The organism is Demetria terragena DSM 11295 (assembly GCF_000376825.1).
GTDB classification, from domain to species: domain Bacteria; phylum Actinomycetota; class Actinomycetes; order Actinomycetales; family Dermatophilaceae; genus Demetria; species Demetria terragena.
In genome coordinates, this window is sequence record NZ_AQXW01000001.1 from 81,543 (window position 1) to 100,591 (window position 19,049).

General features: G+C 65.2%; 19 protein-coding genes. 4 read left to right on the plus strand and 15 right to left on the minus strand.

Annotation, left to right across the window (positions count from 1 at the left end):
- Positions 1 to 3: 3 nt before the first annotated feature.
- From F562_RS0100375 to F562_RS0100390, 4 genes are read right to left on the minus strand one after another with little or no spacing between them, the layout of a single operon-like run.
- Positions 4 to 360: a hypothetical protein gene (locus F562_RS0100375; protein WP_018154928.1), complete on the minus strand. Its 357-nt coding sequence runs from the start codon at positions 358 to 360 to the stop codon at positions 4 to 6.
- Entirely contained in the window at positions 357 to 1,577 is a 1,221-nt protein-coding gene (locus tag F562_RS17530; RefSeq protein ID WP_018154929.1) for an MFS transporter, read from the minus strand. Before F562_RS17530 ends, F562_RS0100375 begins: the two co-directional genes overlap by 4 nt.
- 41 nt (positions 1,578 to 1,618) lie before the next feature.
- Positions 1,619 to 2,308 carry a LuxR C-terminal-related transcriptional regulator gene (locus F562_RS0100385; RefSeq protein ID WP_018154930.1) on the minus strand — a complete coding sequence of 230 codons (690 nt, stop codon included), beginning with the start codon at positions 2,306 to 2,308 and terminating at the stop codon, positions 1,619 to 1,621.
- A complete protein-coding gene (locus F562_RS0100390) occupies positions 2,305 to 3,534 on the minus strand; it encodes an ATP-binding protein (RefSeq protein WP_083915412.1) in 1,230 nt (409 codons plus the stop codon). The genes F562_RS0100385 and F562_RS0100390 overlap by 4 nt, the downstream gene beginning before the upstream one ends.
- A gap of 115 nt (positions 3,535 to 3,649) precedes the next feature.
- On the opposite strand from F562_RS0100390, the gene F562_RS0100395 reads away from it, so the two are divergent.
- Together F562_RS0100395 and F562_RS0100400 are read left to right on the plus strand one after the other, a co-directional pair.
- Positions 3,650 to 4,999: a PspC domain-containing protein gene (locus tag F562_RS0100395; protein ID WP_018154932.1), complete on the plus strand. Its 1,350-nt coding sequence runs from the start codon at positions 3,650 to 3,652 to the stop codon at positions 4,997 to 4,999.
- Positions 4,996 to 5,313: a hypothetical protein gene (locus tag F562_RS0100400; RefSeq protein WP_018154933.1), complete on the plus strand. Its 318-nt coding sequence runs from the start codon at positions 4,996 to 4,998 to the stop codon at positions 5,311 to 5,313. The genes F562_RS0100395 and F562_RS0100400 overlap by 4 nt, the downstream gene beginning before the upstream one ends.
- On the opposite strand, the gene F562_RS21110 is transcribed toward F562_RS0100400, so the two are convergent.
- Complete coding sequence (locus tag F562_RS21110; protein ID WP_018154934.1) at positions 5,270 to 5,944, minus strand: NUDIX hydrolase; 675 nt, start codon at positions 5,942 to 5,944, stop codon at positions 5,270 to 5,272. The genes F562_RS0100400 and F562_RS21110 overlap by 44 nt on opposite strands.
- Positions 5,941 to 7,056: a glycosyltransferase gene (locus tag F562_RS0100410; RefSeq protein WP_018154935.1), complete on the minus strand. Its 1,116-nt coding sequence runs from the start codon at positions 7,054 to 7,056 to the stop codon at positions 5,941 to 5,943. Before F562_RS0100410 ends, F562_RS21110 begins: the two co-directional genes overlap by 4 nt.
- A 15-nt stretch (positions 7,057 to 7,071) precedes the next feature.
- Between F562_RS0100410 and F562_RS0100415 the strand changes: the two genes are divergently transcribed.
- Positions 7,072 to 7,908 (plus strand): PIG-L deacetylase family protein, encoded by an 837-nt coding sequence (locus F562_RS0100415; RefSeq protein ID WP_018154936.1) that lies wholly within the window; start codon positions 7,072 to 7,074, stop codon positions 7,906 to 7,908.
- The gene (locus F562_RS0100420; protein WP_018154937.1) at positions 7,905 to 8,987 is read left to right on the plus strand and encodes a lysylphosphatidylglycerol synthase transmembrane domain-containing protein; all 1,083 of its coding nucleotides are present in this window, start codon (positions 7,905 to 7,907) and stop codon (positions 8,985 to 8,987) included. The genes F562_RS0100415 and F562_RS0100420 overlap by 4 nt, the downstream gene beginning before the upstream one ends.
- 12 nt (positions 8,988 to 8,999) lie before the next feature.
- On the opposite strand, the gene F562_RS20455 is transcribed toward F562_RS0100420, so the two are convergent.
- The 9 genes from F562_RS20455 to F562_RS0100465 form a co-directional block, all read right to left on the minus strand.
- Complete coding sequence (locus F562_RS20455) at positions 9,000 to 9,125, minus strand: methionine/alanine import family NSS transporter small subunit (protein ID WP_018154938.1); 126 nt, start codon at positions 9,123 to 9,125, stop codon at positions 9,000 to 9,002.
- Positions 9,125 to 10,684: a sodium-dependent transporter gene (locus tag F562_RS17540; protein ID WP_051080112.1), complete on the minus strand. Its 1,560-nt coding sequence runs from the start codon at positions 10,682 to 10,684 to the stop codon at positions 9,125 to 9,127. Before F562_RS17540 ends, F562_RS20455 begins: the two co-directional genes overlap by 1 nt.
- Positions 10,685 to 10,765: 81 nt before the next feature.
- A complete protein-coding gene (locus F562_RS17545; protein ID WP_169333350.1) occupies positions 10,766 to 11,647 on the minus strand; it encodes a phosphatase PAP2 family protein in 882 nt (293 codons plus the stop codon).
- Between the two features lie 56 nt (positions 11,648 to 11,703).
- Positions 11,704 to 13,281 (minus strand): glutamine-hydrolyzing GMP synthase, encoded by a 1,578-nt coding sequence (guaA, locus tag F562_RS0100440; RefSeq protein WP_018154941.1) that lies wholly within the window; start codon positions 13,279 to 13,281, stop codon positions 11,704 to 11,706.
- A gap of 4 nt (positions 13,282 to 13,285) precedes the next feature.
- On the minus strand, positions 13,286 to 13,666 hold the full coding sequence (locus F562_RS0100445) for a DUF3817 domain-containing protein (protein ID WP_018154942.1): 381 nt from the start codon (positions 13,664 to 13,666) through the stop codon (positions 13,286 to 13,288).
- Complete coding sequence (locus F562_RS0100450; protein WP_018154943.1) at positions 13,659 to 14,471, minus strand: SURF1 family protein; 813 nt, start codon at positions 14,469 to 14,471, stop codon at positions 13,659 to 13,661. The genes F562_RS0100445 and F562_RS0100450 overlap by 8 nt, the downstream gene beginning before the upstream one ends.
- Positions 14,472 to 14,504: 33 nt before the next feature.
- Complete coding sequence (locus F562_RS0100455; RefSeq protein ID WP_018154944.1) at positions 14,505 to 16,217, minus strand: FAD-dependent oxidoreductase; 1,713 nt, start codon at positions 16,215 to 16,217, stop codon at positions 14,505 to 14,507.
- A 35-nt stretch (positions 16,218 to 16,252) separates the two neighbouring features.
- Positions 16,253 to 17,686: a family 14 glycosylhydrolase gene (locus F562_RS0100460; RefSeq protein WP_018154945.1), complete on the minus strand. Its 1,434-nt coding sequence runs from the start codon at positions 17,684 to 17,686 to the stop codon at positions 16,253 to 16,255.
- Positions 17,687 to 17,778: 92 nt separating this feature from the next.
- Positions 17,779 to 18,900, minus strand: coding sequence for a GuaB3 family IMP dehydrogenase-related protein (locus F562_RS0100465; RefSeq protein WP_018154946.1), 1,122 nt, complete (start codon positions 18,898 to 18,900; stop codon positions 17,779 to 17,781).
- Positions 18,901 to 19,049: the final 149 nt, after the last annotated feature.

The following is a 19,049-nucleotide window of genomic DNA, read 5'->3' on the forward strand; positions in this document are numbered from 1 at the left end:
GGGTCAGCCCCACGCCACGGCAATGACGACATTGAGAACCGCGAGGTACCCGGCGGTGTTGACCAGCCAGGCCTCACCCTCGCCGCGTTTCTCGCGCCCGCGTGCTATCTCGGCAAGTGCGACGACGGCGAGCGCGATGAGCAACTTCAGGCCCACCTTGTTGCGGTCTGGCATGAGGTCCAACGAGGCGACACCCTCACCGAGTCCGACCATGATGATCCCCGTGATGAGTTGAAGTCGGGCACCCCACACCATGAGCGCGCTGACCCGCGGCTGTGCCAGTACGGCGAGCCATCCGCCGACGAGCGCAGCCATGCCCAGCAGGTGCATCATCAGCGCCAGGTCGTAGAGCACCTTCATGGCTCGATCTTATGTGGATGACTGGGCCTCGGAAGGTAGAACGCGCTCGTCAAGACCAGAGCCGCGCCCAGCGCGATGGCCGTACGCACGTCGGCCACTGCCGCCACTACTCCACCGAGGGCGATGCATACCGGCTGCGCGGTCTTCTGACTCACCGACCAAGCTGCCGTCACCCGCGCCATCACCGGATCTGGCGTGTGCTTCATGCGGTAGGCCGTGAACGTCGGGTTGAACACCCCGGCGCAGGCCATCATCGCGACTTCGGCGACCACCACGACGAGCAACCCCAGGGATCCTGGCGGTGCTACGACCAACAAGGGCATCCACAGCGCTCGCCCAATCCCTGCGACGAATAGCACTCTCCTCGCCCCCCAAGACTCTGTAAACCGCGGGGCCACCATGGACCCGACCAGCGCAGCCGCACTGGAACCGCCCAACACCGCGCCGAACTGCCAGGCAGCCAACCCCAGGTCGCGCAGCATGAATATCGCGAGCATGCTCGAGACGAGCATGATGCCGCCGCCGAAGAACAACGAGTTCACGAAGAGTGCTCGCAGTCGCTGGTGCCCCCAGACGTGTCGCCACCCAGCAACCACCTCGCGCCGCCATTCGTGGTCGGGCTGGCGGCGCGGCGGAACAGGTTCTGGGGTGCGCATTCGGCGGATGCCGAGGGCAGCGGCGAGGCACGAGCACGCATCGGCCACCAGCACGACCGCCGGACCAAAAAGGCTCACGAGAGAACCACCGGCGGCTGGACCGACGGTGTTGCTAGTCCAGAACGTGGTGTCCAGGCGCGACTGCGCCCGGACTCTTTCCTCGGCTGGAACCAAGCCTTTGAGGTGGGCACCCCCGGCCGCAGCAAACGTCATCGCACCCAGCACGTGAGCGACGCCGACGACCACCAGATGCGGATAGGTCAGGGCGTCAGCCCAGATCGCGACAGGCACCGACAGTAGTGCGGCGGCCGTGACGAGCTCGGCCGTAATCATGACGGGGCGCTTACGCCGAAACTCGATCTGCGGTCCGAGCGGAAGCACCACCGCGGCGGCGCCCAGACCCGAGATGGCTGCGAGCATGGCGACCTTCCACGCGGGCGCCTCTAATACCAGCACCGCAACCAGCGCCAAGCCGCCCATGGCGACCGCGCTCCCCGCCTGACTGGCCGCCGTCGCGAACCACAGCCGACCGAAGTCTCGGCGCCAGGCTCCCGTCAGCATGCGGGCGAGACTAGTCGCGGCCTACGACATAACCCCTTCGGTCAGAGCAGGCGGCGCGACATAGCCCATGAGGTGAGCTCGTGACGAGAGGACAACTGCAATTTGCGCAGCACCGAGGACACGTGGGTCTCGACGGTCTTGATCGAGATGAAGAGCTCCTTGGCGACTTCCTTGTACTGGTAGCCGCGCGCAATCAGGCGCATCACTTCGCGCTCCCGCGCCGAGAGGCGGTCGAGTTCTTCGTCGACCTCAGCAATCTCTCCTGCCGCCGCGCCGAACGCGTCGAGGACGAATCCTGCAAGCCGCGGCGAAAACACTGCATCACCTTCAGCTACCCGGTGGATGGCGGAGATCAGGTCGGTAGGTGAAATCGTCTTGGTGACGTATCCCCTTGCCCCAGAACGAATCACCGCGATCACATCCTCGGCGGCGTCGCTGACCGATAGCGCGAGGAAACGGACCGGCTCGCCGGCCTCGGTCGTCGTACCGGCGCAGCCTTGGGCCACGTCCGCGCCGCCCTTGCCGGTGCCGCCGGGCAGATGCACATCAAGCAGGACGACATCCGGACGAGCCTCTTTGATCACCTTCACGGCTGCCTCGACATCGGGGGCTTCCCCGACCACCTCGATCGTCGAGTCGAGTTCGGCCTTCACACCCGATCGGAACATCCGATGGTCATCGACCAAGACCACACGGGTACGCCGACCTGACCCGGTATCAGTGGAATTCATGACTGATTCGCCTCCTCAGGCGCGTCGTGCGGAAGTCGGAGTTCGATTTCAGTGCCGGGCTCGCGGCGGCGCAACTGTGCGCTTCCGCCGTGGCGTTTCATACGGCCCATGATGGATTCTCGAACGCCGAGGCGATCGCCCGGTACCGCATCGGGGTCGAATCCAACGCCGTGGTCTCGAACAAACGCCTCGGTCTCCGCCGGGCCGACTTCAACATAGGTCGAGACCGGCGGCGCACCATGGCGGACCGCATTAGACATTGCTTCGCGAAGGGCACTGACTAGCGCTTGCGCGTGTGGGTCGAGCGGGCGGTCTCCGGTGACCACCAGTTCGATCGGGGTTCCGTGGTGGTCCTCGATCTCGTGCGCTGCGGCCGTCACCGCAGACGCCAACGTCGCATCGGCCGGTGTCGTATCGGCGAACAACCAGCGCCGCAGTTCACGCTCCTGGCCACGGGCCAGGCGCGCCACTGCAGTCGGGTCATTGGCCCGCCGCTGAATCAGAGCAAGCGTCTGCAGCACCGAGTCGTGCAAGTGAGCCGCGATATCGGCCTTCTCGGTTTGCCGGATGCGTTCGGTCTGCTCGCGCCGGAAGTCCTCCCAGAGCCTCAGGGCAAACGGCGCCAACAGCACCGTGAGGCCAACAAGAAAGACCACCGTGGCCAGCAGTACGTCACGCACGCCGCTAAACCCGCGACCGCTGGAGACCAACACCGCGAGCCCACCAAGGACCAGCACCCCACCCAGGCCGATGCGTACGACCGACTCTCGCTTGGTCATACCCCGACCGGCGAGCCACGTTTGACGCCGACGGCGGTCCAACAACGACCAGGTCAGCACCATGCCCGACCCGATGGCCAGGAGCGGCAGCATCGACGCCGGGTCGATCGTCGACCCGATGGCAATCGCGGAAATTGCGGCCGCCGCGATCAAGGCGCCGAGACCAATGATCACCGGGCGGGACAACGACCGCCGGCCGATCAGCGATGGGCCTTGGTCTCCTTCGCTCATGGTGATCCAGAGGAAGGCGTAGACGACAACCCCCGGTCCGAAGACGCCGAGGGCTCCGAAGACGATCCGCACCAGGAGGACGGACACACCAAGGTGGCCCGCGACTCCGCAGCAGACCCCCGCGACAACCCGGCCCGTGGGGGGCCGCAACAAGGGCGGACGATCCGGCAGTGGATCGCCCGCGCGTGGAGTCCCAGGGGGCGCAGCGGTCGTCATGGTTCCATCTTGACGTACGCCCGGCGCCCGATGGCCCACCTTCAGGGTGCGGTCAGGGCTCCATCAGGGTCGCCCCGCATAGCGACCGGGCCCGTCTGAACGCACAGTGGATGTCATGAACACGTCCGTACCCCCCTCAGCACCAGGCGAAGCCCCCGGCGCAGCACCGCCGCCACCACAGCCCGACGGTCTCGACCGGTTCTTCGCTGGTCTGCGCGGCCTGGGCCTGCACCGCTCCGACAACGAGCGATGGGTCGGGGGTGTCTGCGGTGGCGTCGCCGAACGTTTGCGCGTCGACCCGCTGATTGTGCGCGCCGCGTTCATCTTGCTCGGCCTGGTCTTCGGCGCCGGAATCACGGTCTATCTCATCGCCTGGGTCCTGCTGCCCGACCGCAGCGGAACGATCCAGTTAGAACGCGCACTCCGGGGCGGCGATGGGACGGCCATCGTGTTGGTCGTTATCGCGGCGATCATCGCGTTCAGTGGCTTCGGACTCTTTTGGGGTTGGGGCGGACCTGGCCCAGTCATCCCGATACTGCTCGTGATCGGCGCGGTGATCTATTTCGTGGGCAAGCAGAATAGGTCGGCGACGCAGCCACCGGACGCCACCTACTCGGTGGCGGCCCCACCAACTCAGCACTCCGCCACGCCCGCCGCACCAGGTATGAGTGGTCAGCCACCCGTCGGACCTGGCCAGCCTCCTGTCTGGGGCGCTGGTTCGCCACCGCCGCCTGCGGTACCTCCGGTTGCTCCCCTTCCCCCGGTAGCACCGCGTCCTCGCCGACGACGGCTCGGCGCCGGACCGACCCTGATTCTCTTCGGAATCGCCGCCATCCTCGGCAGTTCCATCGCACTCATTGCCGCGAACACCGACCTCTCCGAGGTCAGCGCCCGGCTCGGGTTAGCCGCCGCCACCATCACCCTCGGGGTCGGTGTGCTCGCTGCCGGATTCATGGGTCGCAAAGCCGGATTCGCCGCCTTCATCGGTCTGGTGCTCGCCGTCGTGACCGCGATGAGCGCGGTGCTCCCGCGCGAGTTGTCACTCAACGGACCGCATGGAACCCAAGAGTGGTCACCGGCCAAGGTGACGTCATCGTCGACGTACACGATGGGGGTAGGTGAGGGCGAGTTGGACCTACGCGGTCTGACGCCGCCGACGGCATCGACGCTGATCAAGTCGCGCGTGTCAGTCGGCGAGCTGCGCATCATCGTTCCGGAAGACCTCCCGATCCGGATCACCGCTCATGTCGACGGCGGTGAGATCCGCACCGAACGGCCCGCCGACCTCACCGTGCCGTCAGCGACGGAGTCGGACGGCGGAATCGTCACCGACATCAGCGCTGATACTGCGATCTCTGGCATGGGCAGGTCCCGCACGTTCACCTATGGCGAGGGCAGCCCCGCGTTGACCCTCGATGCAGATGTCGGTTTCGGTCAGATCACCATTGAAAGGACGCCATCATGAGCCAGGACGAGCGCTCCGGCTACACCATGAGCGAGGACACGACTCCGCTCCCCACGGATCCCCAACCGAGGGCCGAGCCTCAGCCAGAGGAACCGCAATGGGTGACCGGGCCCTCATCGCCCACTGTGCTCGCCGGACTACTCATCGTCGTGATCGCCGGCCTTGCGACCGTGCGACTCGTGACCGACGTCGACCTCGACTGGTCTATCGCCGTGCCGGTGACAGTCATCGCGGTCGGTCTCATCGCCGTGGTGCTAGGAGCAACCTCGTTCACTCGGCATTCTCGGACAGCAGAGCACGACACCACGAGCTGATATTCAGGCTGCCCAACTGTGTCCGCGGGATCCAGGCCGCGGACGCAGTCGTACCACCGACATCGTGGACGACCGGCACGGAGGGATCTGGGACATGACCGCGATAGATGACCCGAACAGCCTGGAAATCTTCAATCTCTCCGTTCGGCGCGGGCCCGATCCAGTGGTCGGTGAGCACATCGCTGGCCTTGCCCAGCACCGGTCGTTGCCCCGTCTCCTCCCAGACCTCGCGCAACACCGCCTGATCGGGGTGCTCGCCGGGGTCCACGCCACCACCAGGAAGCAGCCACAACTCCGGTTTGGTCGCCGAGCGGACGAGTTTCGTCAGGAGCACCCCGAGATCGCTGTCGAGTACTGCGTACGCACCGACCCGACAGTGCTGGATCGCTGTCGCCGCGGCGGCAGCCGATACCTCAGACCGCGGGGTCCTGGGCGCACCATCCTGGACTGTTGCGCGATGCACCCGAAACGTCAGGTCGAAGCCCGCGGACGATCGCTCGATCGCGAGAAGATTAGAAGCTCGAAAACCATGTATTCCCAGCACTATTCGCGGATCAGCGCCATGCGCCAGAACCTCGCGGACGACGTCTTTATCCTCGGCGTCCCGCCCGATCACGACCACCGTACTCACCGGCCAAGGCTCCCCGCCCGGATGGCCTGTGCGTACGCACCGACCGACGTGTCGACCACCGAATCCCACTGCTGCCGTATAGGCATCGACACATTGTGTGCGCGAATCCCCTCCCGCACAGCCGTGTCCTTCGCCAAGTGCACGAGGCCCTCGACGAGCCCGTCGTCGCCATCGGTCAAGAGTCCGCTGATTCCGTGCTCCACAAACTCCGTAATGCCGCTCTGTCGGGGGCCGATCACCGGAAGACCTGAGGCGCGGGCTTCCAGCGCCGCGATGCCGAAGGCCTCCAACTCAGCGGGGGCAATATATGCATCCGCGGCCAGATAACGCTCATGCAGTGTCGCTCGATTCACCCGGCCGGGCAAGGTCACCCAGGACTGCGCTTCATGGGCGCTGATCCATCGCTCCAGATGCCCGCGCCAAGGCCCATCACCCAAGATCTCCAGGCGAAGATCCGCCCCGCTCGTGGCACGCGCCCGGGCGGCGAGTTCGACCAGATCGTGCGGTCGCTTTCGGCGGGCAAGCCGCATCGCCGTGACAAAACGGACCGCCCCGTCGTCATGGCGCACGCGCGGTTCTGGGGCCCACCGAGCGGGGTCGATACCGTTGGGCAACACCGATACTGGCCCATCGGCCAGGTCCCGCAGTGGCTGCGCGGCGACGTCCGAGACGGCTGTCAGCACCGCGCCCCGATCGGCCCACCGGCGGACATAGCCGAGCCGTCGAATCAGGGGTACCGCATAGGCGAGCATGCAATGCCAGGTCACCACGGTCGGGATGCCCAGCGACAGACTCGCCTGCACAGCATCCATCGCGAATGGACTGACCACACCCATATGCACGTGCGCCACGTCATAACCACCGGTACGCAGTTCGTGTCGCAGAGGGCCGAAAGCCAGCGGGTTGGCGACCAGCCCGGCAGGCAACACGAAGGGCAATGCCAGCCGCTGAACGTTCGGGTCTTTGGTTCCCCCGCCCGCAGAATCCGGCGTGGCGGTGATCACCGTGGCCTCGTGCTCCGCGGCCCGCAACGCCTGGGCCAGGTCATGCACCTGCACCTCGATACCCCCCAGACGCGGGAGGTAACAGTCCGACAGCAGGGCGACCCTCACCCGATTGAGGATGTCATGCTGCGAGACTGCTCTGTGATGCCCTACACCTTGGTGGCTTTCCACGCCCATCCCGACGACGAGGCCCTGCTGACGTCGGGGACAATGGCGCGCGCCGCGGCTGAGGGCCACCGGGTGGTCTTGGTGGTGGCAACCGACGGTGAACTGGGCCTGGCAGCAACCGCATTCAGTTCCGGGGACGGATTAGCCGCAACCCGTCAGGCCGAGGCCCAGGCCAGTGCCGACGCCCTCGGAGTAGCGCGCGTGTGTTGGCTGGGTTATGCCGACAGCGGTATGGATGGTGAACCTGAGCCCGACCCACCTGGCCGGCGCCGGTTCGTGCGCGCCCCTGTCGAAGAGGCCGCCGAGCGACTCGCCACGATTCTTCGCGAGGAGCAGGCTGACCTGCTGTTGTCCTACGAGCCCAACGGCGGCTACGGCCACCGCGACCACGTCCGGGTCCACGAAGTCGGCAAACTCGCCGCGGAACTCGCCGGGACCCCCAAGGTTCTGGAAGCAACGGTTCCACGCGACCTCATCGTGCGCGCGCTGCGTCTGGTCAGCAAGGTGTATCCCTTTCCGCCAGATTTCGATATCACCAGCTTTGACCGCGCATTCACTGCCCGGCGCGAGATCACCCACCGCATCTCGGTTCGCCGCCACATCTCGACCAAACGCGCCTCCATGCGCGCCCACGCCTCCCAGGCGTCAGCGGATGGCGGCGCCGACCGCACCCTCGGGATGTTCCTCAAGATCCCCCGGCCGCTCTATGACCTGGTCTTTGGACGCGAGTGGTACATCGACCGGACTCATACCGGCGCAGTCACTGACGACATCTTCGCGGGGATGCGATGAGTCCCGCGACCCGGGCCCGCAACGTGGCGGACGACACCCCCACGCTTCCCCGGCCAAGCCGACGCACCGTCGTACAGGCGGTGCTGGGGCTCGGGCTAGCCATCGCCATCATCGGGTTCGGCTTGCCGTTCTTCGCCGACACTTCCTGGGCAGACATCGGACACCACCTGGGCAAGGTGGGCTGGGTACACGCCCTCGAACTCTTCGGGATCATGGCGATCGGCCTGTGGTGTTACACCTTTACCCTCACCGGTTCCTTGCCAGGCCTGACCCACGGCAAGGCACTCATGATGAACGTCTCCGGCTCATCCGTCGGCAACCTGTTGCCGGGCGGTGGCGCGGCCGGCGTGGCGGTGACCTACCTCTTCGGGCGCTCCTGGGGCTTCTCCCGGTTGGCCATCTCGACTTCGATCATCGTGTCCGGGGTCTGGAACGTGCTGGCTCGAGTCGCCTTGCCGTTTATCGGCATTGCCGTATTGGCGATGGACCAAACGGCCCTGCCCAAGTCAGTGCGACAGGCAGCCTTCGGTGCCGCCGTCATGGCGCTCATCACCCTGGTGGTCTTCATCGCCATGGTGGTCAGCGACGCCTGGGCATCCCGGCTGGGCACCTTCGTGGACCGCTGGGTCGGCCATCTTATCGCGAAATTCCGCCGCGGCGCCAAGAAAGGTCAGCGGATCGACCTCGCCGCCGTGCTGCGCAACCAGCGATCACGGCTGGCGTCGGTGACCGCCCACGGGTGGCCGGCCATGACCTTCGGAGTCGTCGCCTTCCTCGGCATCTACTTTGTGCTCTTCTGGCGGACCATGGAAGTGGTCGGCGTCGACATGCCGATCCCGCAGTTGTTCGCGGCATACGCCATCGGGAGGCTTCTCACTGCTGTCGGCGTCACCCCCGGTGGTCTGGGAATCACCGAAGCAGGCACCTTGTCGGTCATGGTCGCCTGGGGAGGCGAGCCTGCGGCCGCGGCTGCGGGAGTCCTGATCTTTGCGCTTTACACGCACATCTTCGAGGTGCCGCTCGGCGCCCTCGGGTGGCTCGGGTGGACGCTTTCGGTCAAGAAGCGCCCACCCGACTGATAGTGCTTGAGCTCAGCTTTCGGCGTGGTTGCCTTTGCTCTGGCTGTCGCTGCGGCGCAGGTTGAGCAGCGCGACCACCAGCCCACCCCAAATCGCGAGCATGGACACGAGCATCATCGCCACGGCAGATCCGGACATCAGCGCACCTCTTCCTCAGTCTCGACGTCAGTCTCGAGATCCTCGACGTCATTGGTCATGTCCTGGTTGCGCCATGGGAGCGCGGCCAAAGCAAAGGCAGCGATCGGAATGACGATGACCACGGCCCACCCGAACGGGATGAGCAAGCTTTGCGGATAGTCGCCATACGGCGCGTCCAGTCGAGCACTGAATTCTTTATAGAGCAGGTAGATCAAGGCGATCGGGGTGATGAACCCAATCACGGTTCGCCACACCGTCCCGAGCCGGATCGAACTGACCCGGTTGAGGCTGTCCGCGAGAACCGGGAGCTTCTTAGCCACGTGGGCGACCACGATCATGCTCACCACGGCTACGGCCAGAATGCCGAAACTGTTGATCCAGGAATCCACCGTGTCGAGCACGGTCAGCGCACCCGTGGTCGAGAACAGCAGCACGCTGATGATCGCCATCGGCACGCCGACCATCGTGGTCGCGGTACGACGGCTCAGGTTGAACTTGTCCTGGAACCCGGCGATGACGACCTCGATGACGCTCACCAACGAGGTGAGGCCGGCCACGACGAGCGACCCAAAGAAGAGCACGCCGATCAGCGCACCCGCGGGGGCTTCGTTGATGATCGCGGGAAAGGCGATGAACGCCAGCCCAATTCCGCTCTCGACGACCTTGTCGACCGCGACACCGGACGCTTGCGCCATGAACCCCAACGCTGAGAAGACGCCGATCCCGGCGAGCAGCTCGAAGCCGGAGTTGGAGAAAGCGACGACGGTGCCGGCGCCAGTCATGTCGGTCTTGCGCGCGACGTACGACGCGTAGGTGATCATCACACCGAAACCGACCGACAACGAGAAGAAGATCTGTCCGAACGCGGCCACCCAGACATCGGTCTGCTTCAGAGCACTCCAGTCCGGCGTGAACAGCGCATCCAAGCCCTTGGGTGCTCCGTCGAGGAACAACGCAAAGACGACCAGCGCGGTGAACGCGACAAAGAGTAGGGGCATGAGGATCAGCGCGGTTCGACCGATCCCATCCTGCACACCCAGCGCCAGGATGCCCAGCACGAGCACCCACACGATGACCAGTGGGATCAACAGGCCGGGGACGAAGTCCAGCGTCGGCCCGGGCTCGGCGGCGGCGTGCAAGAAGTCCCCGCCGAAGAATTCATCGGGCTTGCTACCCCAGGACTTCCCGAACGAGAAGATCGTGTAGCGCAGCGCCCACGCGATGATCGCGGCGTAATACACACCAATGACCAGGCAGACGAGCACCTGCCACCAGCCGATGCCCTCGGCTCCTCGGCTCATCCGACGGAAACTCAGGGGCGCCGATCCGCGATACCGGTGCCCCATCGCATAGTCGAGATAAAGGAACGGCAAACCAGCGACAAAGATCGCCACGAGATACGGCACGATGAACGCGCCGCCGCCGCCTTCATACGCGACATAAGGGAACCGCCAAATGTTGCCCAGACCAACGGCCGACCCGATCGCTGCGAGGATGAACACCCTCCGCGATGCGAATCCTGCAGCCGACTTCCCTGAATCCTCCGTAACCGCGGACACGCGGCGCCTCCTCGACGGTCAGAGCCCCCTCTCCGGGGACATCGTCCAAGGATGACACGCCCGGATCAGCGGTGAAAGTACCTACGCGAGACGGCGATCCGCGATGGCCGAGGTCCAGAAGACTGCGAGTCCGGTGAGGACCCCAATCGGTGCCAGCGCCAACACGGCGAGCAGGAGTTCGGTGTCATGGTCCTGCGGTCGCAGACCCCAGGAAACGAAGCACAGACCAACCATGGCCGATCCGACCAACCCCAGAGCTGAACGCGCCGCCCATCGGTCTCGTGGAGGCGGCACTTCCCGCTGCAGTGCGTAGGCGACCGCAAGCGCTAGCGCGCTCCACACCATGCAGACGGCCACTGCGGCAGCAGCATCCGAGGGTCGGTGCCATTGCCCCACAACGGTGCCCGCGCCGACGAAGGTCCCGACGAAACCGGCAAAGGGGACGACGACCCAGCGCCACGCGGCCGGCGCCACGATGACGGCTGCCAGACCCAGTGACACGGCGACCGTGGTATGCCCGCTGGGCAGCGTGTTCGGCATGCTGTCAGTGCGTTCGATGACCACCTTCTTGAGCACACGCGTACTGATGTTTGCGCCCGCCACCAGCACGATGGCAGCCGCGGCAAGGTTGTAGCGCTGTCGGGACAGCGCCACGATCACGCAGACGGCTAGTGCCAAGGCGACACCCGCGACCGAGACATAGGTCAGCCAGTCTTGGATGCGCATCGCCGCAGCCGCCGAATGCCCGACCGAGTCCATCAATCGCTCGTCGAGGGCCATGCCGCGACTGGTGCGCAGGGCGCCATAGGTCAGGATTCCCAGGATGACCATCCCGGCGAACTCCATCGCCAGGATGCTCGGCCACGGACCTGGCTTGGACTCGGGGTCGCGCGGACGTCCCGACTCAGGCGGTCCGAATCTCGGTGACTGAGCGGGCTGCTCGGCAAGGGTTGGTGCACTCACGCGGTCTATTCTGGCGCGCCAATCTGGACGCGGGCTGTGACCTTGCTGTGGGCCATTCACTCCCATTCGATGGTGCCGGGCGGCTTGCTGGTCACGTCCAGCGTCACCCGATTGACCTCACTCACCTCATTGGTAATGCGGTTGGAGATCTTCGCCAGGACGTCATAGGGCAGCCGCGTCCAGTCTGCAGTCATCGCGTCCTCCGAGGACACCGGGCGCAGCACGATCGGATGACCATAGGTGCGGCCATCGCCTTGAACACCGACCGACCGGACATCGGCCAAGAGCACGACAGGGCATTGCCAGATATCGCGGTCCAGACCGGCGGCCGTGAGTTCTTCTCGAGCGATGGCGTCAGCACGGCGCAGGATGGCCAACCGATCAGCGGTCACCTCGCCCACGATGCGGATGCCAAGGCCCGGGCCGGGGAAGGGCTGGCGATAGACGATCTTCTCCGGCAGGCCCAGCTCTAGACCGACTTGCCGGACTTCGTCTTTGAACAGTGAGCGCAGCGGCTCCACCAACTTGAACTGAATGTCGTCGGGCAGTCCGCCCACGTTGTGATGGCTCTTGATATTGGCGGTGCCCGACCCGCCGCCGGATTCCACGACGTCCGGGTAAAGCGTTCCCTGCACGAGCCATTTCACGGGATGTTCGTCGTCGCCCCGCTCCGCGACGATCTCGCGAGCGGTCTCCTCAAAGATCCGAATGAACTCAGCGCCGATGATCTTGCGTTTCTGCTCTGGGTCGCTGACCCCGGCGAGCTGTTTGAGGTATCGCTCCTGCGCGTCGACGACGATCAAGTCGGCTCCGGTGAGCTCAACGAAGTCTTCCCGGACCTGGTCGGCCTCACCTTCGCGCAACAACCCGTGGTCAACGAAAACGCAGGTGAGCTGGTCACCAATCGCCTTCTGTACCAACGCTGCCGCGACCATGGAGTCGACTCCACCGGAGAGCGCGCAGATCGCTCGGTCGTCGCCCACCTGGTCGCGCACTTGGTCCACGAGTTCCTCGGCCATATTGGCGGGGGTCCAGGTGGCGTCGAGCCTGGCACCGCGTAGCAGGAAGTTCTCCAACACACGCTGCCCGAAAGCGGAGTGCAGCACTTCGGGGTGCCACTGCACGCCGTACAACTGGCGCTCGTCATCTTCAAAGGCCGCGACCTTGGCACCCGCGGTGTGCGCGGTGACCCGCATTCCCTGGGGTGGTGCGGTCGCCGAGTCGCCATGGGACATCCAGACCGACTGGTCCGCAGGCTGGCCCTCGAACAGGGTCGAGGAGGTGTCCTCAATGGTGGCGGCCGTGGCGCCGTACTCGCGTGCGCCAGTTTGGGCGACCGTCCCGCCCAGGCCCTGACACATCACCTGGAAGCCGTAGCAGATGCCGAAAACCGGTATGCCAGCGTCCAGGATGCTCGGGTCCAGCGTCGGCGCGTTGTCGGCGTAGACCGAGGAGGGACCACCGGACAGCACGATGGCCGCTGGCTTCTTGGCCAGGAGTTCCTCGGCGGGCATCGTGTGCGGCACGACCTCGCTATAGAGCGAAGCTTCGCGTACCCGGCGAGCGATGAGCTGGGCGTACTGGGCGCCGAAATCGACGACGAGGACGGGGTGATTCTGGAGCGCGTCAGTCACGGAGTCAGGCTACCGGGCCCGCAGCTGAGGTCTCGTGGCCGCTCTCAAGGCTGGCAAGTTGCGCCTCGACCTCAGCCGCGACCCTGCGCTCGACCCAGAACGACAGGAACGGCACGCATCCGGCGAGCATCACCAGCACCATTCGACCGAGCGACCAGCGCACCGCGAAACCAAGGATGGCGGTGGCCACGACATAGATCACAAAGATGAGTCCGTGCGGCTGCGGCCACCACTTGAGGGCGTCGTTCTCAAAGCCGTACCAGAGCACCATCTCCGCCACGAGCACCAACAAGCCGATGCCGACGATGAAGGCCATCACCTTGAAAAAGGTCAACTTGGTGCGCGCGCTGGCGACGTCGATGCGTTGAACTGCAGGATCAGACATGGGTTCCTTCGGGGACATCGGGAGCCGGGTGATCGCCCGGCGGTGACTCAGGTGGCGGACTCGAGTGTGCCGCTTCTTGGCGCGCCACCTCATCCAGGTGGTCTTCTCGGACGGAGCGCCACCAAAGGTAATAGGCAAAGAGAGCAAAGACCCACCATTGCAGCGCATAGCCCAGATTGCGCCAATCGAGACCGTCGACCTCCGGCGCGGGCGGCGGAACCGGCTGCATGGCAGACGTCGGCTCTGCCGGGTCCTGCGCGATCACGAACAAGAACGCGTTGTAGACCTCGCCGCCCCACTCGTTGATCAGGGTCGCGACTTCGATCGATCCACGCTGCCCTGGCGGCAACGGACCCACATCAACCGGAGAATCACTCGGCGCCAGCGCCCCTGTGATGCGGACCTTTCCAGCCGGCGGTGGGGCGGCCTGATCTGGATCAGTCACAAACCCGCGCAATATCGGCAGGCGCGCACCAGTGGTGTCGACCACCACAGGAGCCACCACCCAATACCCACGCTCACCCTCCAGCACTCGGCCAGGCACCAAGAATTGTTGATCGGCGTCGTAGGTTCCACTGGTGGTCACTCGTCGCAGCGACCCATTGGACGGGAACGGCTCGTACGGCGCCACGAGCTCATCGAGAGCAACGATCGGCTGACGCGGCCCCTCCCGCAGCGCCTCCTCCCGGGCGTCTTGCTGGGCGACGCCGTACTGCCAAAAGCCGAGCGCAACGAACACCACCGCAAAAACCGTCGCGAGCGCCAGCAACGCCAGATGGCGGGGTTGGCGGGCGGTCTGAAGCACCCCTCCAGGGTAGGTCGGCCCCGCCACACGCGCTCAGGCGGTCGCCGGCATCCCGAGCGAGACTCCCGGAACCCGCGCCGGGCGTTCCCCTAGCCGGACGTAGGCCTTCCCTTGCTCCGGCCGTTCGTCCCGTTCACCCTTCGTCGGCCAGAGCGACGCTGCACGCTCCGCCTGAGCGGTGATGGTCAGCGCCGGGTTGACGCCCAGATTGGCCGAGACCGCGGAGCCATCGACGACGTACAGATTGGGGTAGCCCCACACCCGGTGGTACGGGTCGATAACTCCATGGTCCGGGCTGTCAGAGATGGGCGCCCCGCCGAGAAAGTGCGCGGTCATGGGAATGCCACACGTTTCGGCCCAGGTGCTGCCCGCGATCGTGCGTACGCCGGACGTGGCCTCCAAACGCTCAGCGACCCGAGCGGTCGCGTCGTGGCCCTGGGGAATGTAGGTCGGGTTCGGCGCCCCATGGCCCTGCTCGCTGGTCAGCACCCATCGCCCGAATCGGCGCCGGACTGACGTCGTGAGCGAGTTGTCCAAGGCCTGCATGACCAGCAAGATCACGGTGCGCTCACTCCAGCGGGGGCCAAGCGCACGCAGGCTCGTGACCGGTTCGGCAGCGAATTTTCGTGCGAACTCGGCTGCACGTTGCCGCGGTCGCTTAGAGCTGTCGACCGCAAGAGTTGAGAGCAAGCCCATGAGGTTGGATCCCTTGCCGTAGCGAACATTCTCGACGTGCGTGTGTTCGTCGACGTGAAATGACGTCGTGATCGCGATGCCACGGTCGAGTTCCATCCCGTCGGGAACTGCCACCGACGCGGCCCCTTCGAGGGCCTCGGAGTTAGTCCTGGTCAGCGCGCCAAGAGCGCTCGAGAGCCGGGGAAGACAGCCAGTGGCCCGCATCGTGTGGAGCAAGGACTGCGTACCCCACGTGCCGGCCGCGAGCACCACCTGACCCGCGGTCACGGTCTGCTCCTCGTGTTTTACCCAAGCGCCCGATCGCCTCGTGGTCACCCGGAATCCGTTGTCCGCCAAGGGATCCAACCTGGTGACGGTACGCATTGCCTCGATCCGTACGCCGACCCGTTCGGCCAGGGCCAGATAGTTCTTGCGGAGCGTGTTCTTGGCGCCGGTACGGCAGCCGACCATGCAATTGCCGCATTCAGTGCAGCCCGTGCGCGCTGGCCCTTCCCCACCAAAGAAAGGGTCCGGGACCCGCTCACCTGGAGTGCCGAAGTAGACCCCCACTGGGGTCTTTCGGAAGGTCGAGGCCACGCCCATATCGGCAGCGGTGTCGCGCATGACCCGCTCGACCGGTCCCTCGCAGGGATTCTCTTCGACCACCCCGAGCATGCGCTTGGCCACGGCGTAGTGCGGGTCAAGCTCCGCCCACCAATCGGTGATGTGCCCCCACTGCGGGTCTTCGAAAAAGGGCCGCGGCGGCAGATAGAGCGTGTTGGCGTAGTTGAGCGAGCCGCCGCCCACACCCGCTCCGGCCAGTACCAGAACGTCGGGCAGCTTGTGGATCCGTTGCACGCCAAAGCACTTCAGCGCAGGCGCCCACAGATAGCGGCGCACGTCCCAGGAGGTCTTGGCGAAGTCCTCGTCCTCGAATCGACGCCCGGCCTCAAGCACCAGGACCGAGTAGCCCTTCTCTGCCAGGCGCAATGCCGTGGTGGCCCCACCGAAGCCGGAGCCCACGACCACCACGTCGTAGTCGTGGTCGTCCTGGTGTGCAGATGCGTTCATTACTCCAGCGTAACCTTAGTGTTGTCCGGAGGTCGTCACTCCCGATAATCAGCGATGAACTGCCCGTAGCGCTGCGCCCCGGTGCCAGCAGCGACATCAGACATTCGCAAGACCGTGAGCCCGAGATAGCCCCAGGTTTCGAAGGCATCCTCGATCTGATCCCAGCCGAAGTCGTTCTGCACCCCACCGGACAGCGCGTTTTCGCCCTTGAGTTCAACCCCGGCGTCGTGGGCGCCTTGGCCGATCCAACCGACCAAGGTCTTGGCCCGCGAGTAGGCCGGTGCCGCCGGATCGTCGCCCATCTCCAACGCCGTGAAGTGCATCGTGACGGTGCGGCCTCGCGCGTTAACCCGATCCGCAAGTTTGATGATGCGCCGGTACCCGTGGGCGCTTGACCGGGAGTTCTCGTTGACGCTGGTCTGTACCAACCCGGTCGTCACCTCAGTGGCCCGTGGGTGGACCGGGTGCTCGATCTGCCAGTGAATCCCTGGCACCTTGTAGCCGACCTTGGCCTTGGGGAAGTTATGCCCGAGCGACTTCACCACGGTGTTGAGCATCCGCTTGCCGTGCTTGACCAGGGAGCCGTTGTACCAATCGATGAAGTCGGTGCCATAGCGCGAGTGCCGATAGTCACCACTGGTGAAGAAATCCTCGGCGTCCCGTGGTGGGCGCACCTGCTCCCATCGGTTGAGGTGGGTTCCCCAGGCCCGATTAAGGCGCTTCAGCGAGCCATATTTATGGCGCATTGATCGTTGCAGGTCGTTGACGGCCAGCGGCGAATACGCTTGCAGCGCACCGCGGGTCGGATATCCGGTGTCGGTGTCATGCTGGTTGTACGACGGATAGCGCAGCTCTCCCGACGGGCCGAGGGAGACGTTGATCTCGGTGAAGTCTTTGGCGTATTTCTTGCCATATCGCGCGACGAAGGCCTTGGTGAAATCGCGATATTCGCCCTGGACGAGCGGATCGGCAAAGCCCTGGACGCTCTCCTTCGAGTAGTTTCCCTGCTCGCTGCGGTGCATGAGCCCGGTCTTGGTGACCTTCTGCCCGCGGTAGGAACGGTTGGCGTACTTCGTCCACAACCAACTCGGCAGCAGACTGGTGTAGTCATCCCCGACATTGCCGCCACATTGATGGAACGACAAGATCGGCGCGACTTCAAGGCCGCGCTTGGTGATTTCCTTGAAGACCCGGTCGTAGTAGCTCCACGTGAAGCGATTGTCTTTGGTCTCCACGTCGCCCCACCAGATGTCGACACTGACGGCGTCTACGCCATACCTTTTGACGGCCTTGAGGTCGCGGGTGAAGTCGCTCCAGTCAGTCACCTTCAGAGGCGCCATGACGTTGGCGGTGAACTCCGGGTTTCCGTGAGCGATCGGCCCAGGGACATCACCTGCCGAGGCGGGCGGAGCGAGGTAGGCGGCCGCGGCGAACGCGGTGACGATGGCTGAGCTGACGTACGGTCGCATCGGACTCCCAAACTGGTGGCTAATGCTCGGAATCTCACCACATTTCGAGCATCGCCGCGGCTAGTCGCCCAGAGCGATAGGCGACCGGCCCGCTAGGAGCGCTGGTGCGGCGACACGACGACTTCGATCCGCTGGAACTCTTTGAGGTCGGTATAGCCCGTCGTCGCCATCGCGCGTCGGAGGGCGCCCACCAGGTTGGTGGTGCCGTCGGCGCCCGCTCCAGGACCGAACAGGATCTCCTCCAGATTGCCGAGAGTTCCGACGCTGACGCGTTCGCCACGCGGGAGTTCGTGGTGGTGGGCCTCTGAGCCCCAGTGCAGTCCGCGACCGGGAGCATCCGTGGCCCGCGCCAATGCGGCGCCGAGCATGACGGCGTCAGCGCCACAGGCGATGGCCTTGACGATGTCGCCTGAGGTGCCCAGACCGCCGTCGGCGATGACGTGCACATAGCGCCCGCCGGATTCGTCGAGGTAGTCCCGGCGCGCAGCCGCGATGTCCGCCACCGCGGAGGCCATTGGAGCGTGGATGCCGAGCGTCGCTCGGGTGGTGTGCGCCGCTCCCCCGCCGAAACCGACGAGGACGCCGGCCGCTCCGGTACGCATGAGGTGCAGCGCCGCGGTGTAGGTCCCCGCGCCGCCCACAATCACCGGGACATCGAGCTCGTAGATGAAGCGCTTGAGGTTGAGCGGTTCGGCTCGGCTGGAGACGTGCTCGGCCGAGACGGTCGTACCGCGAATGACGAAGAGGTCGACTCCAGCGTCGACGACCGTGCGCCAGTGCTCCTGAGTACGTTGCGGGCTGAGCGCACCCGCAACGGTCACGCCAGAATCACGAATCTCCTTGAGCCGCAAAGTGATCAGATCTGGATTGATCGGCGCTGAGTAGATCTCACGCATGCGCTGGACATAACGATCGGGAGCCAAGTCGGCGATCTCGGCGAGCAGCGGCTCCGGGGTTTCGTAACGCGTCCACAAGCCTTCGAGGTCTAGCACTGGCAGGCCACCGAGCTGGCCCAACTTCACCGCGGTCTGCGGCGACATCACCGAGTCCATCGGGGCCGCCACCACCGGAGTGTCGAAGTGGTAGGCGTCAATCTGCCAGGAGGTCGAAACCTCACGGGGATCACGCGTACGCCGTGAGGGCACTACCGCAATGTCGTCAAAGGAATATGCGCGGCGTCCACGCTTGCCTCGGCCGATCTCGATCTCATTCACCCGGACAGGCTAGCCCGCGACATCTGAACTGAACGTTGCCGCCTCTCCACTGAAGCACCCTTCGCATCGCCGAGCGATGTTGCCACCCAGCCTTCAGCCCGGACATCACAGGAGATCTCGGCACATCTGTCCGCAGATCCACCGATGGG